This is a genomic window from Bacillus sp. RAR_M1_44 (assembly GCF_020165935.1).
Taxonomy (GTDB): domain Bacteria; phylum Bacillota; class Bacilli; order Bacillales; family Bacillaceae; genus Bacillus; species Bacillus altitudinis.
In genome coordinates, this window is record NZ_JAIUKX010000001.1 from 2,154,100 (window position 1) to 2,169,353 (window position 15,254).

16 protein-coding genes are annotated in these 15,254 nt (G+C 38.9%); 13 read left to right on the top strand and 3 right to left on the bottom strand.

All coding sequences use genetic code 11. The features are described 5' to 3' along the window. Nucleotides 1-100: 100 nt before the first annotated feature. The 13 genes from LCD34_RS11505 to LCD34_RS11565 all read left to right on the top strand — a co-directional run bounded on the left by LCD34_RS11505 (nucleotide 101) and on the right by LCD34_RS11565 (nucleotide 11,893). Nucleotides 101-1,228, top strand: coding sequence for a DUF418 domain-containing protein (locus LCD34_RS11505; RefSeq protein WP_146271277.1), 1,128 nt, complete (start codon nucleotides 101-103; stop codon nucleotides 1,226-1,228). A gap of 121 nt (nucleotides 1,229-1,349) precedes the next feature. Beyond that, nucleotides 1,350-2,684, top strand: a complete 1,335-nt coding sequence (locus LCD34_RS11510; protein WP_224559056.1) for a DUF3238 domain-containing protein — start codon at nucleotides 1,350-1,352, stop codon at nucleotides 2,682-2,684. 827 nt (nucleotides 2,685-3,511) lie between these two features. Next, entirely contained in the window at nucleotides 3,512-3,883 is a 372-nt protein-coding gene (locus tag LCD34_RS11515; RefSeq protein WP_008343911.1) for a GntR family transcriptional regulator, read from the top strand. 5 nt (nucleotides 3,884-3,888) lie between these two features. Further along, the gene (locus LCD34_RS11520) at nucleotides 3,889-4,764 is read left to right on the top strand and encodes an ABC transporter ATP-binding protein (RefSeq protein WP_025206645.1); all 876 of its coding nucleotides are present in this window, start codon (nucleotides 3,889-3,891) and stop codon (nucleotides 4,762-4,764) included. Continuing rightward, complete coding sequence (locus LCD34_RS11525) at nucleotides 4,748-5,353, top strand: ABC-2 transporter permease (RefSeq protein ID WP_008343909.1); 606 nt, start codon at nucleotides 4,748-4,750, stop codon at nucleotides 5,351-5,353. The genes LCD34_RS11520 and LCD34_RS11525 overlap by 17 nt, the downstream gene beginning before the upstream one ends. Before the next feature lie 185 nt (nucleotides 5,354-5,538). Continuing rightward, a complete protein-coding gene (locus LCD34_RS11530) occupies nucleotides 5,539-5,757 on the top strand; it encodes a helix-turn-helix transcriptional regulator (RefSeq protein WP_017358703.1) in 219 nt (72 codons plus the stop codon). Next, nucleotides 5,754-6,053, top strand: a complete 300-nt coding sequence (locus tag LCD34_RS11535; protein ID WP_017366494.1) for a hypothetical protein — start codon at nucleotides 5,754-5,756, stop codon at nucleotides 6,051-6,053. The genes LCD34_RS11530 and LCD34_RS11535 overlap by 4 nt, the downstream gene beginning before the upstream one ends. A 55-nt stretch (nucleotides 6,054-6,108) precedes the next feature. After that, nucleotides 6,109-7,053 carry an alpha/beta fold hydrolase gene (locus tag LCD34_RS11540; RefSeq protein WP_224559057.1) on the top strand — a complete coding sequence of 315 codons (945 nt, stop codon included), beginning with the start codon at nucleotides 6,109-6,111 and terminating at the stop codon, nucleotides 7,051-7,053. Nucleotides 7,054-7,146: 93 nt separating this feature from the next. After that, nucleotides 7,147-8,037, top strand: a complete 891-nt coding sequence (locus tag LCD34_RS11545) for a helix-turn-helix domain-containing protein (RefSeq protein WP_224559059.1) — start codon at nucleotides 7,147-7,149, stop codon at nucleotides 8,035-8,037. Between the two features lie 129 nt (nucleotides 8,038-8,166). Then, nucleotides 8,167-8,799, top strand: a complete 633-nt coding sequence (locus LCD34_RS11550) for a TetR/AcrR family transcriptional regulator (protein ID WP_224559061.1) — start codon at nucleotides 8,167-8,169, stop codon at nucleotides 8,797-8,799. A 28-nt stretch (nucleotides 8,800-8,827) separates the two neighbouring features. Further along, complete coding sequence (locus LCD34_RS11555) at nucleotides 8,828-9,499, top strand: bacitracin ABC transporter permease (RefSeq protein WP_224559072.1); 672 nt, start codon at nucleotides 8,828-8,830, stop codon at nucleotides 9,497-9,499. A gap of 27 nt (nucleotides 9,500-9,526) precedes the next feature. After that, nucleotides 9,527-10,285, top strand: coding sequence for a DUF4097 family beta strand repeat-containing protein (locus tag LCD34_RS11560; RefSeq protein ID WP_224559074.1), 759 nt, complete (start codon nucleotides 9,527-9,529; stop codon nucleotides 10,283-10,285). Between the two features lie 219 nt (nucleotides 10,286-10,504). Beyond that, nucleotides 10,505-11,893, top strand: a complete 1,389-nt coding sequence (locus LCD34_RS11565) for an amino acid permease (protein WP_039169359.1) — start codon at nucleotides 10,505-10,507, stop codon at nucleotides 11,891-11,893. Nucleotides 11,894-11,933: 40 nt separating this feature from the next. Here LCD34_RS11565 and LCD34_RS11570 read toward each other — a convergent pair whose 3' ends face one another. From LCD34_RS11570 to LCD34_RS11580, 3 genes are all read right to left on the bottom strand, one after another. Next, complete coding sequence (locus LCD34_RS11570) at nucleotides 11,934-12,815, bottom strand: glycerophosphodiester phosphodiesterase (protein ID WP_017358710.1); 882 nt, start codon at nucleotides 12,813-12,815, stop codon at nucleotides 11,934-11,936. A gap of 92 nt (nucleotides 12,816-12,907) precedes the next feature. Next, complete coding sequence (gene glpT, locus LCD34_RS11575; protein WP_008343899.1) at nucleotides 12,908-14,242, bottom strand: glycerol-3-phosphate transporter; 1,335 nt, start codon at nucleotides 14,240-14,242, stop codon at nucleotides 12,908-12,910. Nucleotides 14,243-14,460: 218 nt separating this feature from the next. Then, nucleotides 14,461-15,231 carry a SurA N-terminal domain-containing protein gene (locus LCD34_RS11580; RefSeq protein WP_224559076.1) on the bottom strand — a complete coding sequence of 257 codons (771 nt, stop codon included), beginning with the start codon at nucleotides 15,229-15,231 and terminating at the stop codon, nucleotides 14,461-14,463. Nucleotides 15,232-15,254: the final 23 nt, after the last annotated feature.

The window sequence follows — 15,254 nt, forward strand, 5'->3', positions numbered from 1 at the left end:
CTTAAAACACGGTTTTTCACATGGGGATGAGATCCAATTTTTTAAAAGTGTGGTAGGATAAATATGCTTTATTTTTATATTTTCCGAAGGAGCTGTCGTGTTGAAGGGATCTAGGGTTGAGTTTATTGATAGTTTACGTGGTTTTAGTTTATTAGGTATTTTGATAGTGAATATGCTTAATTTTCAATATGATTATGATTTTGAGAAGATGTTTGATCCGAGCATATGGGGACAGGAGTTTGGGGTATATGTGACGGAAATCTTGTTCCAGGGGTCATTTTATCCGATTTTCTCCTTTTTGTTTGGGTATTCTTTTATCAAACTGATTGAATCTACAAAGGCCAAGGGGCTGAATACGAATGCCATCGTCGTCCGCCGCGGCTTTGGTCTTATTGTGCTTGGGATGCTGCATTTAATCTTTATTTGGAGTGGCGACATTCTTCTCTATTATGGAGCTTGTACGTTTTTCCTAATGATGTTTATACACAGCCGAATCAAAACAGTGTTTATATGGTCGGGTATTTTAGGTGCCATATCTTTAGTGATTTATCCATCTCTAATGAATTTTATTTACGGAAATTCTGAATTATTAACAAATGTATATGGAACTGGTACATATGGCGATATTGTGTTGAGCCGGATTACAATCGAAGATGATATGGTAATCGTCTCCATCATGATGGCAATTGTAACACTTACTCTGACACCAATTTTAAGTCTTCTCTATGCTCCTATCATGATCGGTCCATTTGCACTGCTTGGCATGGCGATCGGGAAAAAAGGTCATTTGACAGAAGAAGATCGAGGCATGGCTTATCGTAAAGGCTGGGTTTGGATGATTATCATCGGGCTCGCTTTAAAATGTGCGACGTTCAGTGATGCTCCTTGGAGCGAAATGGTGTTGACGTTAGGAGCCTATGTCCTGACGATCGGTTATATTCAAGCTTTTATTGTCTTCTACTATTCAAATGCTGCACAAGGGTTGAAACGTTTGCTTGCAGGACTGGGCCGATTGTCTTTATCAAACTATTTGGCTCAATCTATTATTTGTACAACGATTTTCTATTCTTACGGACTTGGGTTATTCGGACAAATGGGCTCAATGTTTGGACTGGTACTTGCTGTTGGACTTTACACAGCTCAGCTGTTCATCAGCTATCTCTATTTGAAAAAGTGGAGAAGAGGGCCTGTGGAATGGCTTATGGGAAAATGGGTATATTGGAGATAAACTGTTTGTTTATATAATAATAAAATCTTCAATATGTTTCAAAAAGTAAAAAAATAAGTTATATGCAAAATATTGTATTTCTAAATATTGTATGTTACTTTTGAATAAGGGAGGGATTCTTTTGAACTATAAGTTAATTTTTTTTGTTGTAATATTGTTTTCGTGTTTGTTTTTTGTTCAAGATTTAAAAGCAGAGGGATTAGAAGAAATACCACAAGTAAATGTTAAACCTGAAGCTAACGAAATTTCATTAAAGTGGGAAGATATTGGAGATAGTTATGATGTGTATTCAAATGATAGGTTAGTATGGAGTGGGAAGGAATCTAAATTTACAGATAAGGATTTAGAAGAAAATACTCCTGTGGAATATAATGTTAATATATACAAAAAAGGTAAAAAGATCGATGTAATTAGGGTAGATACAAAAACATTAGCTAATAAAAAGATGAAGTTGATGCATTCTAATGAAGAAGATAATGTAGTAAACCCCCTGAATAATGAAGACTACATTGATAGCGCGATTATCAATAACTCAATTAATCTAAAATTAAGAGGAAATGTTAAAGATAATTTTAGTGGTAAAATAGAGTTGTATAAAGATGATAAGCTTATATCGAGCGATGCTAGTAATGGTTTTCAAGATTCTGAAATTAAAAGTGGCGAAACATATTCGTATAAATTTGTGGTGTATCACAAATTGAGCGATTCTGAAATTGAAGAAATTAATTCAGAGTTGAGTAAAAGGGGTCAAATAATTAATTTCGCAGATTTTAAATCATATTATTATAGACCTTACGAATATATTAAAGTCATTAAAATTCCAGAAAAAAACAAAATGAGCACATCAGGGTATACACCACCTGTTGATTATTATCCCAATCAAGTGGGTGTTAATTACCGAACATTTATACCAACTAAATATGCACCAGCTGCTTCAATAATTAGTGGTATAACATCTAAAGATAAGTTTGGTGGCGATAATAGATCTTTTAGTTTTTCTAATGGTACACATCGAACAATGGTTGAAACTGCCGTGAGATTTACCAAAAATGGTTCAAATACAACATTCAAAAAGAATGTAAGTTATACAAGACTTTATGATAAAGATGGTAAATTTAAAAAGCAGAAGAAGCCAACAGATAAAAATATTGTTTTTAAACAGGGTAAAAAAGATAAAAGTATGAATTATTACGTTATTGATCATGATGCTACAGTAGGTTTTAATGACTTTGGATTTGTTACACCATCTATTAATTATAGGGCTGGTATTGTTGTTTACAAGAATGGAAGGATTACTGTTAGCGGATCTAGAGACCAAGCTCCAAGCCATGAAATGTATGCTTATATCCCATATACAGACATTAGTATTACTCTTTTTAAAGCATCAAATAAAGGTTTTGAGTATTTATTTCCTGTAGCGCCATCTGCTAGAATGAGTATAAATACCAAAATCTAAAAGGAAACAACCTCACTTGGTTTTAGTGAGGTTGTTTTTTAAATTAGGTAAAATTAAGCTCATAATGAAAGCAGATATAAATGCATTGAGTGAAAAAAAACGGTCATTGAGTTGAAGGTCTAGGAACAAACTGATAAAAATAGATGTTAAAATAGCAACACAAAAGATTTTAAGTTTTGGACTTAAGTTCAAATAACCAAAAATATAAGAAAATATAAAATAGCTAATAACAGCAAGTAATGGTATATATGATAGGAGCAAGATGATATATACGAAGATTTCATTACTATCTCCTATTCCTCCATTTATAAATCTGAATATAAATAGAGCACTTAAAAATATAGAATAAAAAATAATAAAACCATATACAAAACGTTTTGTAATTAACATATAATCCCCTTTTTCCCTTTTTGTACATAATAACTCAAATACTCTTTTTTTGAAACACTTTATTATGCTTTTTATAATAATTATAATTTTGATTGTTAACAATAGTATGATGCAAGAAAATCCGTTGTTAGTTTCTTCGGATTCGAAATGATATGTGTTGTTATTAGATGCTTCTTCTAATTTTGAATGCTAAATAGGGTGAGACTTCAAGGGAGAAGAGGGCCTGTGGAATGGCTTATGGGAAAATGGGTATATTGGAGATAAATTGATTTGTTGAGGAACCGCATGGCTGAAGAGCTGTGCGGTTTTTTAGTTGGATCGCATTCAAAAAAGTTCATAAAAGGAGTTGAATATTTTTTCAGTGTGTATATAATGTATATATAGTGTATATACAATATTTCGTTGCGAATACCAGTACAGAAAAAAGAGGTTTTTATATGCAAATTACGATTTCTAACCATTCTAAGGAGCCTATCTATGAGCAAATTACGACGCAAATCAAATCGTTGATCTTAACGGGTGAGCTTGCAGAAGGTGCGGGACTGCCGTCTATCCGAAAGCTGGCGAAGGATTTACAAATCAGCGTCATCACAACAAAACGTGCATATGAAGAGTTAGAGAAGGCAGGATTTATTTATTCGATTGTCGGTAAGGGATCATTTGTTGCCGAGCAAAACCTAGAGGTCATGAGAGAGAAAAAATTGAAGGTGATTGAGGAACAGCTTGGAGCGGTTGTTACAAACGGCAAGGAATTAGGCTTATCTTTTGATGAATTGCAGCAGTTATTAAAGTTCTTGTATGAGGAGTGAGATGAGTGGAGCACGTGATTGAATTCAAAGGAGTATCAAAACGGTTCAAAGACTTTTCTGTGCAGAATCTTGATTTACAGGTCAAAAAGGGATTTGTTACTGGATTTATTGGAGAAAATGGAGCCGGTAAGTCGACCACGATTAAAATGATCATGAATTTGTTAAAACCAGATTCTGGTGAGGTTAAAATTTTTGGATTAGATTATCGCACGCATGAAAAAGAGATTAAGGAACGAATTGGCTTTGTTTACGATGCTAACGTTTTTTTCCCAGGATTGAATTTAAAAGACATCAAACGAATTGTGGCACCTGCCTATAAACGCTGGGATGACCAGCTTTTTTATCAATATATTGAACAGTTTGGCCTACCGCTGAATAAAGCGATTAAAACATTTTCAAAAGGGATGCAGATGAAGGCGTCACTTGCGATTGCGCTGTCGCATCATGCCGAGCTGATTATTATGGATGAACCAACTGCTGGGCTAGATCCGGTATTTAGAAGAGAGCTGCTCGGCACGTTACAAGAATTGATGATTGATGGAAACCGAACGATTTTTTTCTCAACGCATATGACGACTGATTTAGATCGCATCGCGGATTATATTGCGTTTATACAAAATGGAAGATTGGTCTTTCAACAGTCGATTCATGAGGTGGCGGAGAATTATGCGCTGGTGAAGGGGAGCCTTGATTTGCTGGATCGAGACACAGAAAAGGCGTTTATCCATATTCAGCGTACGGCAGCCGGATTTGAAGCATTAACAGATCGGATTGATGAGGTGAAACTTATTTTTGGGGATGCGGTTGTGATTGAACCGGCGTCGCTTGAGGATATCATGTTTTATTTGAAAGGCGGGGTTGCGCATGTTTCATTTAATTAAGCGTGATGTGATTTTGCAAAAGAAGCAGTTACTTATTTTTATTCCGTTTATCTTATTTTTTATTTTCATGGATGTCCATCCAGTATTAACGTTTCTAGTCGCTAGTGTTTTCATTCCATTTAACACATATGCTTATGATGAGAAGGCAGAAACGAATATTCTATTAAATTCCTTGCCCTATACACGTAAAGAAATTATCGCATCACGTTATCTTGGCGCCATTTTTTATATGAGTATTGCGATCGTGCTGACAAGTGCTGCATTATTTGTGTTTGGGAAGCTGTTTTCGCTGTCAGATATTGCGATTGGCAGCGGGTTGTTTTTATTGTTCGCAGCATGTACGTTTCCATTGTTTTATATCTTAAAGCCTGGCTATATCACAACGGCAGTGATTATTGGCTTTATCGTATTATCTGCTATGGGACCGCCTGTTGTTCTCTATTTAGCAGAGCAATTCAGTGGGATCACTGATTTTATCATGAATTTATCGATCCCTATTGTATATACGGGGTCAACTGTACTGATTATGCTCATCTACTTGCTGTCTTGGGGACTTTCTACTGCGATTTACCAGAGGAAAGTGTTTTAAATCAGATGATCACATCATTTATAGAGAATCATTCATTTTGAGGTAGGCCTTTCAAAATGGATGATTCTTTTTTTGCATCCGGTGAAATTGACATACAGAAGAAAAGAGGTTATTGTTATTTAACATAATGTTAATTATTTTTAACATATTGTTAAATAAATCATCCTTTAAGAAAGGAATCTGAAATGGAAATTAAAAATAGAATGAAAGTATTACGGGCAGAAAAAGACTGGACACAAAAGGATTTGGCAGAGAAGTTAGGTGTGACTCGTCAAACTGTGGCAGCAATTGAAAATGGTAAATATTCTTTGTCTTTAAAATTAGCATTTCAAATTGCGAGGACATTTGAAGTTGATTTATATGACGTTTTTCAAGAGGTTGACAAGGAGGAACAACAGCGATGATGACAACGATCATACTTTATTCTCTGATTATCCTTTCTATCTTAAGTACGGTCTTTCAATTTAAGAAAAGCCGTGAATATAAACAGGATGAACGGGGCCAATTTATTTTAGCGAAAGCTGGAAGTTTTTCAATTGTAGGTGTGGCATTAGCCTATATATTGGTGGCTGTCATTCAAGCTTTTGTTCATGAATTATCATCTCCAACGGAATGGTTTTATATAGCGATTACGTTTATGTATGTATCAAGTGTTTGCGCAAATACCATTGGCATTATCTATTGTGAAAGAAAATACTAATCTTTTATCTGCGGATGCAATCTAGGGTACTTCATCATGAAGGGAAGAAAAAATAATGAAAAAATTACTGAGAATAATGCTGATTGCTCTATGTACCATTCTGACTGTCTTGGTTGTATTTGTAGCCAGTGTTTATGTTGTGAATCTAATTAGTAAGGAAAGAGAACAGGGGAAAATAGAAGCTTATGGGCAAAAGGTCTTGGTGGATGGGAAGCAAATGAATGTGCTCATTCAAGGCGATGGGAAAGAAACGATTGTCCTTCTCCCAGGCTATGGGACTGCTTCACCTGTGCTGGATTTTGAACCGTTAGTCAAGGAGTTATCGCCATATTATAGAGTCGTTGTGATTGAACCGTTTGGTTATGGTTTAAGTGACGACACAGATAAAGTAAGGACAAGTCAAAACATTGTGGATGAGATTCATGAATGTTTGCAGAAACTCAACATTAAAAAATATACGCTGATGGGTCATTCGATTGCTGGCATTTATGGATTAGAATATGTGAATCAATATGAAAAAGAAGTCCAAGCCTTTGTTGGAATTGATACGAGTGTTCCTAAACAGGAAACGGATGAATTGCCAGTCTCCAGCTTACAGCTGCTTCATCAATCCGGCTTTTACAGATTGATAGTGAAAATGAATCCAGATCAACTGGTGATGCCTAAAGTAGATGATCAAACGAAAGCTCAGATTAAAATGCTGACTTTCCGAAATTTTTTGGATGAAAGCCAAGCTAGTGAGGCAGAAAACTTTAGAAACAATTTTAAAAACGCTCAACGTCTACATTTTCCTAAGCGTCTCCCTGTTGTTTTCTACCTAGCGGATCAAACGGAGGAAGAAACACCAAGCTGGAAACCAATGCATGAAGAGCTGCTGAAACATGTAGACCATGGAAAAGTCGGTACTTTCAAGGGCGGCCATTATTTGCATCATACGAAATCAAAAGAAATCGCAGATGATGTGAGGGAGTTTCTATCAAACAACGAGCGCTCACGTTAGCGTTTTTCCTCCTCAGTTGGATAGATGAAACATCGCAATTTTGATCAAAACGAGTGAACTGATTTGTTTTATGATCAAGAAGAGGTGAGGGAGATGATGTATAGTCGGGTGACGCAAGAGGTGATTTCTTATTTGGAGTCGCATTTGATGGATGAGCTGTCGCTGAGACAGGTGCCTGAGAAAGTAGGATATTCACATTTTCATTTGCTGCGTGTGTTTAAACGAGAAACCGGGCTGTCGATGGGGGAATATGTGCGGAAACGAAGATTAGCTACGGCTGCACAGCTTCTTTTGTATACGAATCAGGGGATTTTAGACATCGCTTTTTCGTTACAATTCCAATCGCAGGAAGCCTTTACGCGTGCTTTTAAGCATCTGTATTCCTTACCTCCCGGAATGTACAGGTCCATGATGAGAGACATGCAAATGAAAAAGGAGGAAGATTCGATGACATTACATGAAGCAGTACCTGGCTGGGGTTTGAGTGGTTCACATCCGCATATGTATGAGATGGGTGTTGATACAGCAGAGTTCCATACGGGAAAGCAATCAGGTGTTTTATCATCTAAAGAAGGCGTACAAGAAGGACAGTTTGCGACGATGATGCAGGGGTTTCAAGCAAAAGAGTATGTAGGCAAGCGGTTGAAGCTCTCTGCTTTCTTGAAAACAGAGAATGTATCTTCAGCAGGAATTTGGATGCGGGTAGATGACGGAAAGGGTGATACGGTGCAGTTTGATAATATGCAGAATCGACCTGTGACAGATTCTACGGAATGGAATCAATATGCGATCGTATTAGATGTTCCTACGCGCAGTGAATCCATTCATTTTGGAGTGCTACTCAGCGGTCATGGAACAGTCTGGGCTGACGGTTTTCGATTTGAGGAAGTGGATGAGAAAACACTTACAACGAATATGGAGGAGGCCTCGGCTCTGCCAGATGTGCCGATGAATTTGCATTTTGAGCTTGAGGAGACCGTGTGAGCGGTCTTTTTTTGTTGTATACAAATCTGGATGAACCGTTTATAATGAAAAATATAAATAAACATACCGACGGTCGGTATGTAAAAGGAGGCGTTTGAACTGGCGCGAAATAAGTATCCAGAAAAGACGATGCAGCAAATTTTGGACGTGTCAACAAAGTTGTTTCAGGAAAAGGGATTTGAAAAGACAAGTTTGCAAGATATTATCCATGAATTGAATATGTCTAAAGGGGCTATTTATCATCATTTTAAATCGAAGGAAGAAATATTACGCGGCGTGATGGATCGGCAGTTTCGTTATGCAACCGAGAAGCTTGAGGAGTTAATTGAGCATACGGAAGCAGCTCATGCGAAAGAGAAGCTCCAGCGAATCCTAGAGCAGCTTGTGGCAGACCCGCAGTCTCATTCGATTGATGGGATCTTGGTTGACCAGATGAAAAATCCACAATTTGTGATTGAAGGCATGAAGACAGGTGTCAATCAGGATGCTTTGAGAATCAAACAGTTAATCATTGAAGGGATTGAGGATGGTTCGATGGAAACTGCGTTTCCTGGTGAAGTGGCAGAAGTATTTTTGCTTCTTGTGAATATATGGTTGAATCCCACATTGTTTGTACGCAATCATGAAGAAACTGTCCAGCGTTTGTGTTTTTTAAAGCAGATGATGAAGGGTCTTGGCGTGGATATTGTGAGTGATCTATTTATTCAAAAGGTGACAGCGCACTTTGCTGAAATTGGCGGGTATGATCTGCCCGAAAGATAAAGAATGCCAACTGATAGGAGGATGACGTATGATTCATTTTATGAAGGTTGAGCTAAGAAAAGGCCACATGAAGCAGTATATTCAAGCTAGTTTCATTACGAGTATTGTGCTGCTAGTATTCATCTATTTTATTGCGTTTGCTGCAAAAATTGAACGCGAACCGGGTTTTCAGCAATATACGAATATTTATTTGTTAACGAGTACAGTATGGATGATCTTTTTTTCTATCATCACAGCTATGCTGTATTGGCGTGTAGGCAAGACTGTTTATCAGGAACGCACATCCAATTCAGTGAGATTCCTTTCTCACATGATATGGATGGTGTGCCTTTCAACGTTTGCGATGATGTGCAGTATCATTCCTTCGTTTGTTGTGTTTAGTGTGACTGAATTGTTTTTCCCTATTGTTCACGATACGCTGACGGCAGGTTCTCTGTTTCAATTGATGAAAACATTCTTTATGTTGATTGTTTGCGTTCAAGCGATTGGCATGATGGCGATGAGAATAGGCTTGAGCAAGAAATCTGTTTTGATGACCGTCCTGACTGCAATTGTTTTATGTGCTGTTTTAGGAAATATATCGCTCGCCATTTATGGCAATGATCAATTGAACCTCGTTCTGTCAGGAGCGATGATCTCGGCAATTCTCATTGTGATCTTGGAATTGTGGAGCCGCATCGGCCGGCTGCAAACGAGGTAATTCTTGATGGGAAAAGGAGGGAGACATGTGAAGCATACGGTTCAAATTGAAGAAGCAATAACGGAACTTTCGTTAAACTGGCTGGTGGGAGATGTTCGCCTTTATCACCATGATCATCCTTATTTATTGATGAAGCAGACCACCAATCACGTTTTTCCCCATCGGTATTTACTGCATCATCAAGTGCAGGAAGGCAGGCTAGTCATTCAAGATAAAAGAAAACGAGCGATCAGCTTGGGGCTTCATCTTCATAAGACGGATTTGGAGATTTACCTCCCTCAGGCACAGTTACAGTCCTTGTCTATTCATTGTAAAGGAGCAAATCTACTTTTGGATGGACTGAAGGTGAAGGAGGTTGACTGCCAATTGATTTCTGGAAAGTCCATGTTTACGGGAGAAATCAAGCATCTGCGCTTGCAGACAGTGGGTGGATTTATCTCTAGTCAACAGCTCAACACGCAGACATTGAGCCTGCGTACTACTTCGTCAAAAGTGGAGATGGCAGGTGCTTTTTCGGATATTGATTTGAATTTAATAGGCAGAAGGGTACAAATTCATTCAAAGACCATGCTACATTCACTCAAAGCGATGTCAACTGGATCATTTGTCAAAGTGGCGATTCCGGAAAATGATGGATTTATTTGTTATGTGAAGAAAAGATCAGGTACTTTTCACAATGCCTTTCCTTGTGTTGATGATCAGGAAAGAATGGTTTATAAAAATGGAGGGAAAAGCTTTGAGGTCGATATAAGGGGTGGTTCTTTTCTATTAAGTGATGGTCATTGAAGTGATGTTGATCCTCTGATTCAATATATCAATATAAAATAATTTGAATATCTTCTTATGTCAGAATATTTTGCTAATATTGTTTTCCTCAAAAAAACAATTGTTTTTTAAGGGTAGATTTATTATGATAATATACATCGAAAGATTGAAGATTTTGAATCAGAATGAAAATTCTGATTTTTTATTTTTTATGTTGTTTGTTGATGAGGGGGAATAGAAGTGGCTCAAAAGGAATTAAAGAGAGGGTTAAGTGCTCGTCATATTCAAATGATTGCGCTTGGCGGCACAATTGGTGTTGGCTTATTTATGGGGTCAGCTAAAGCCATTCAATGGACAGGTCCATCGGTTCTTCTAGCGTACGCAGTGTGTGGTATTTTTATCTTTTTTATTATGCGTGCGATGGGAGAAATGTTGTATCTTGAACCGAGTACGGGATCGTTTGCTACATTTGGGCATCAATATATTCATCCGCTTGCGGGGTATATGACAGCTTGGAGTAACTGGTTCCAGTGGGTCATTGTTGGGATGTCTGAGATTATCGCCGTAGGTGCTTATATGAAATATTGGTTCCCTGATTTACCAGCGTGGATTCCGGGATTAATCGCCATGATCATTTTAGGTGCGGCCAACTTGATTTCGGTTAAGTCATTCGGTGAGTTTGAATTCTGGTTTGCGATGATCAAGATTGTGACGATTATTTTAATGATCATTGCAGGTTTAGGCATTATTTTCTTTGGGTTTGGCAATGGTGGAACAGCGATTGGTTTGTCTAACCTTTGGGCGCACGGCGGATTCTTTACAGGTGGATTTAGCGGTTTCTTGTTTGCATTGTCCCTAGTGATTGCTGCCTATCAAGGGGTAGAGCTCATTGGGATTACTGCAGGTGAGGCGCAAAATCCGCAAAAGACGCTGACAAATGCCATCAAAAGCATCATCTGGCGTATTTTGATTTTCTATATCGGTGCGATCTTTGTCATCGTAACGGTGTATCCGTGGGATCAGCTGAATACGCTCGGCAGTCCATTTGTGGCGACGTTTGCGAAAATTGGAATTACGGCAGCAGCAGGTATTATTAACTTTGTTGTCATTACAGCAGCGATGTCCGGCTGTAATAGTGGAATCTTCAGTGCAGGACGTATGCTTTATACATTAGGTGTGAATGGACAGGCACCTGCTTTCTTTACAAAAATTTCGAAGAATGGTGTACCGTATTTTGGGACATTTGCTGTGCTGATTGGTTTAGCGGTTGGGGTGGTCTTAAATTACGTTTCTCCGCCAAACATTTTCGTTTATGTGTATAGTGCGAGTGTCCTTCCTGGAATGGTGCCTTGGTTTGTCATTTTGATTAGTCATATTGGCTTCAGAAAAGCGAAGGGGGCAGCGCTTGATCAGCATCCGTTTAAGCTACCGCTTGCGCCATTTTCTAACTATTTGACAATCGGATTCTTGCTGATGGTACTTGTGTTTATGCTGATTAATCAGGATACACGAATTTCTCTCATTGTGGCAATTGGGTTCTTGATTTTAGTGGCGCTTAGCTTTTTTGTATTTGGAATTGGTAAACGAAAACCGATTGAAACAGCTTCTTCTGATCAAACGGTGGAATAATCAAAAGCCTTGCGGAGTGGACCCGCAAGGCTTTTGTCGTTTACAGAGAAGCTTTGACACGCTGAAAGACATCTGGAAAGTTGGTGAAAAGACCGGTGACGCCGTATTGCAGAAGACGTGTCATGTCTGCTTCGCTGTTTACTGTATATGGGTGAAGGAGGAGTCCGTGGCTTCTGACCTGCTGTACATTTTCAAGTGTCAAAGCTCTAAAATTCGGTCCGACCCCCACTGCATATGATTTGATGAAGTCGAGCTGATCATCTGTAATAGACGTCATTTGTGCTCTATCTAATAGCTGTACTTTTGGAAGCCGAGGGGCGAGTTTCTGCAATTTTAATAGACTTTCTTGACTGAAAGATTGGATGATGACCTGCCCTTTTCTCGTATGTTTTCCAAGAAGATGATGTTTCTTTAAGACGGCCAATAGCTTTTCTTCCATTTGCGGATAGATGTCTGGTTTTTTGGTTTCAATATAATAATTTTCTCGTTTACCGAAGTAGCGTAATACCTCATCTAATGTGAGGACTTGCTGTCCAATAAAGTGGGCATTTTGTTTGTCGGGGTTGGCTTCGTTAAACCATGCACCGGCATCGAGCTGTTTGATTTCGGCGAGTGTGAGGTCTTTGACCCAGCCGGTTCCGTTTGTCGTCCGGTCAACCGTTTCATCGTGCATGACGATGAGGTGTCCATCCTTTGTCATTTGAAGGTCGAGTTCGAGGTAATCTGCATTCATCTTTGTGGCGAGCTTGTAGGAAGCTAGGGTATGCTCTGGGGCATACCCTGATGCTCCGCGGTGTGCAACGGTTAAAATGCGATCTGGAGATAAAAGATGTTCATGTGCCGATATGGTGGTCGGCACCCAACCAAAAGACAGTAAAGCAAAAGAGAGTAACACGAAAGCAAGTAATCTACTTTTCTTCATATTTTATCCTCCTTTTACGGTAACTGCCTCCATCATAAGAAATAGATGTAAAGGGCATGTTGGGCGGAGATGAATCTTTTATGTGATTTTCATTAAGCTTGCTCTACGCGCTTTCCTGTATTCCATGTCATGGCGAGGAACACAATCGCAAGGATACAAGAACCAACTAGTAAAATGAAACCTCCTGTCCAGTCATAGTGATCGACGACGACACCCATCATGGCATTAGCAAAAGCAGAGCCACCAATATATCCAAAGAATCCTGTCAGCCCGGCAGCAGTGCCAGCGGCTTTTTTCGGAGCGAGATCAATGGCTTGCAGTCCAATGAGCATGACGGGTCCGTAAATTAAAAACCCGATGCTGATGAGGGCAATATTATCAACCATTGGATTGCCGGCAGGGTTTAACCAGTACACGAGAACCGCAATTAACACGCCAATCATAAAGAGGACGCCTGCTGGTGCGCGGCGGCTTCTAAAGAAGCGGTCACTAATCCACCCGCACAATAATGTACCAGGGATGCCTGCATATTCATAAAGGAAATAAGACCAGCGTGAATGCTCTGGTGAGAATCCTTTTGCTTCTGTTAAATAGGTAGGTGCCCAGTCTACGACCCCGTAACGGACAAAGTACACAAAGACGTTAGCAATGGCGATATACCAAAGGAATTTATTGTTGAGTACATATTTAAATAAAATCTCTTTTACGGTTAATTCTTTTTCTTGATCTTCATATTGTTGTGCCGGATAGTCATTTCGGTATTCTTCAATTGGCGGAAGACCAGCGGATTGCGGGGTGTCCCGTACGAGAAGAATGATGACGAAGGAGACGATAATGGCGATGATGGCAGGGAAGAAAAAGATACTTTTCCACGTCGCAAACAAAACAATTCCTAATGTAATAAGCGGTGCAAGAATTCCTCCACCGATATTGTGAGCGACGTTCCAAATCGACATTTTTGTTCCACGTTCACTCACCGAAAACCAATGTGCCATCGTTCGTCCGCATGGCGGCCACCCCATTCCTTGAAACCAGCCATTTAAGAACATGAATAAAAACATGATCCATACACTGGATGTCACCCATGGAAATGAGACAAATAGAATATTGATAAGAGCTGATAGAAAGAGTCCAGCGGCTAAAAAGTATCTTGGGTTACACCGGTCTGAGATCATCCCCATAATGAATTTACTAAAGCCATAAGCGATGGAAACGGCCGCCAGTACAAAGCCTAATTCACTTTTTGTGAACCCCTCTTCCTGTAAATAAGGGATGGCAAATGCGAAATTTTTGCGCAGCAAATAGTAGCCCGCATAACCGATAAAGATTCCCAAAAAGACTTGCAGCCGCAGCCGTTTATAGGTTTCGTCTGTTTTGGCATCATCGAGCCTGTCGATATGCGGAGCTGGTTTGAACCATTTGAACATAAACATCCTCCTCTTGTAGATATGACTGAAACAAAAGTACGAGGTCTGTCTTTGATCTTGTACTTTTTCAGAGACAAAAGAATTGATAACGCTTTCTTTTGTACTCCCATCATATCGGATGGAGTAGATGTTTATGATGAGGCTTTTGTCATTATTTTGGAAAAACAGTTCATGAAGTGATGAAAAAAATCCGCACAATGGCGGATTTTTAATAGTGGTTAAATTGATACATCAATTTTTGCAGATTTCTTTAGTTGATCAATTTCTTTTTGTACTTCTTTTTGCTTTTCTTGAGATTCTAACTGCTTCTTGATTTGTGATTTGACGTCTTTGAAATCAGGTGCTTTTTGTTTTTGTTTTTTCATTTGTTCAGCGTATTGGTCATAGTACGCTTTGACGTCTTTTTCAGACACAGAGGCTGATTTAATTTCTTTGTCGACATATTGGCTGTATTTGATGCTGTCGGCAATATCACTTTTCAGCTGATCCATTGTCAGTCCGCTCTTTTTGAGTGCTTCTTCAAATTGAGCATTGTCTTTAAATTGTTTCTTTTCTTCTTTTAGCTGCTTATCGACTTGCTTGTCAGAGGCTTTATAGCCCTTCTTCTCAGCATCTTGCAGGATGAGCTCTTGACCTACTAGCGCATCAATGGTTTGCTTCTTGACAGCTTTTGCGCCTTCTTTAGATGTCGGGTCTTGTCCTGACTGCTGAAGTTGACCTTGAATGGTCGATAGGGCGCTATTGTATTCACTGCCTGTGATTTTATCTTTGTTGACGGTCGCAACGACCTTTTGATCATCAATTTTTTGTGCGTCTAATTTCTTTTGCATCTCTTCCATTTGCTTTTGCTGCTCTTTTTGGTCAGCCTGTGTTGTTTCCTTGCTTTTGGCTGAATCGTTTTGCTTATCCTGTCTCGCATCGTTTGATGAGCAGGCTGCAAGCCCCACTGATAACAGACAAGCAATGAGTGTATATGATACTTTTTTCAATTATTTTCTCTCCCTTCGGTATG

Bases quoted from the DNA above. Each gene is read 5' to 3' on its own strand.
- LCD34_RS11515 (WP_008343911.1), top strand. From the start codon at position 3,512: ATGCAAATTACGATTTCTAACCATTCTAAGGAGCCTATCTATGAGCAA.
- LCD34_RS11525 (WP_008343909.1), top strand. From the start codon at position 4,748: ATGTTTCATTTAATTAAGCGTGATGTGATTTTGCAAAAGAAGCAGTTA.
- LCD34_RS11530 (WP_017358703.1), top strand. From the start codon at position 5,539: ATGGAAATTAAAAATAGAATGAAAGTATTACGGGCAGAAAAAGACTGG.
- LCD34_RS11535 (WP_017366494.1), top strand. From the start codon at position 5,754: ATGATGACAACGATCATACTTTATTCTCTGATTATCCTTTCTATCTTA.
- LCD34_RS11540 (WP_224559057.1), top strand. From the start codon at position 6,109: ATGAAAAAATTACTGAGAATAATGCTGATTGCTCTATGTACCATTCTG.
- LCD34_RS11545 (WP_224559059.1), top strand. From the start codon at position 7,147: ATGATGTATAGTCGGGTGACGCAAGAGGTGATTTCTTATTTGGAGTCG.
- LCD34_RS11550 (WP_224559061.1), top strand. From the start codon at position 8,167: ATGCAGCAAATTTTGGACGTGTCAACAAAGTTGTTTCAGGAAAAGGGA.
- LCD34_RS11555 (WP_224559072.1), top strand. From the start codon at position 8,828: ATGATTCATTTTATGAAGGTTGAGCTAAGAAAAGGCCACATGAAGCAG.
- LCD34_RS11570 (WP_017358710.1), bottom strand. From the start codon at position 12,815: ATGAAGAAAAGTAGATTACTTGCTTTCGTGTTACTCTCTTTTGCTTTA.
- glpT (WP_008343899.1), bottom strand. From the start codon at position 14,242: ATGTTCAAATGGTTCAAACCAGCTCCGCATATCGACAGGCTCGATGAT.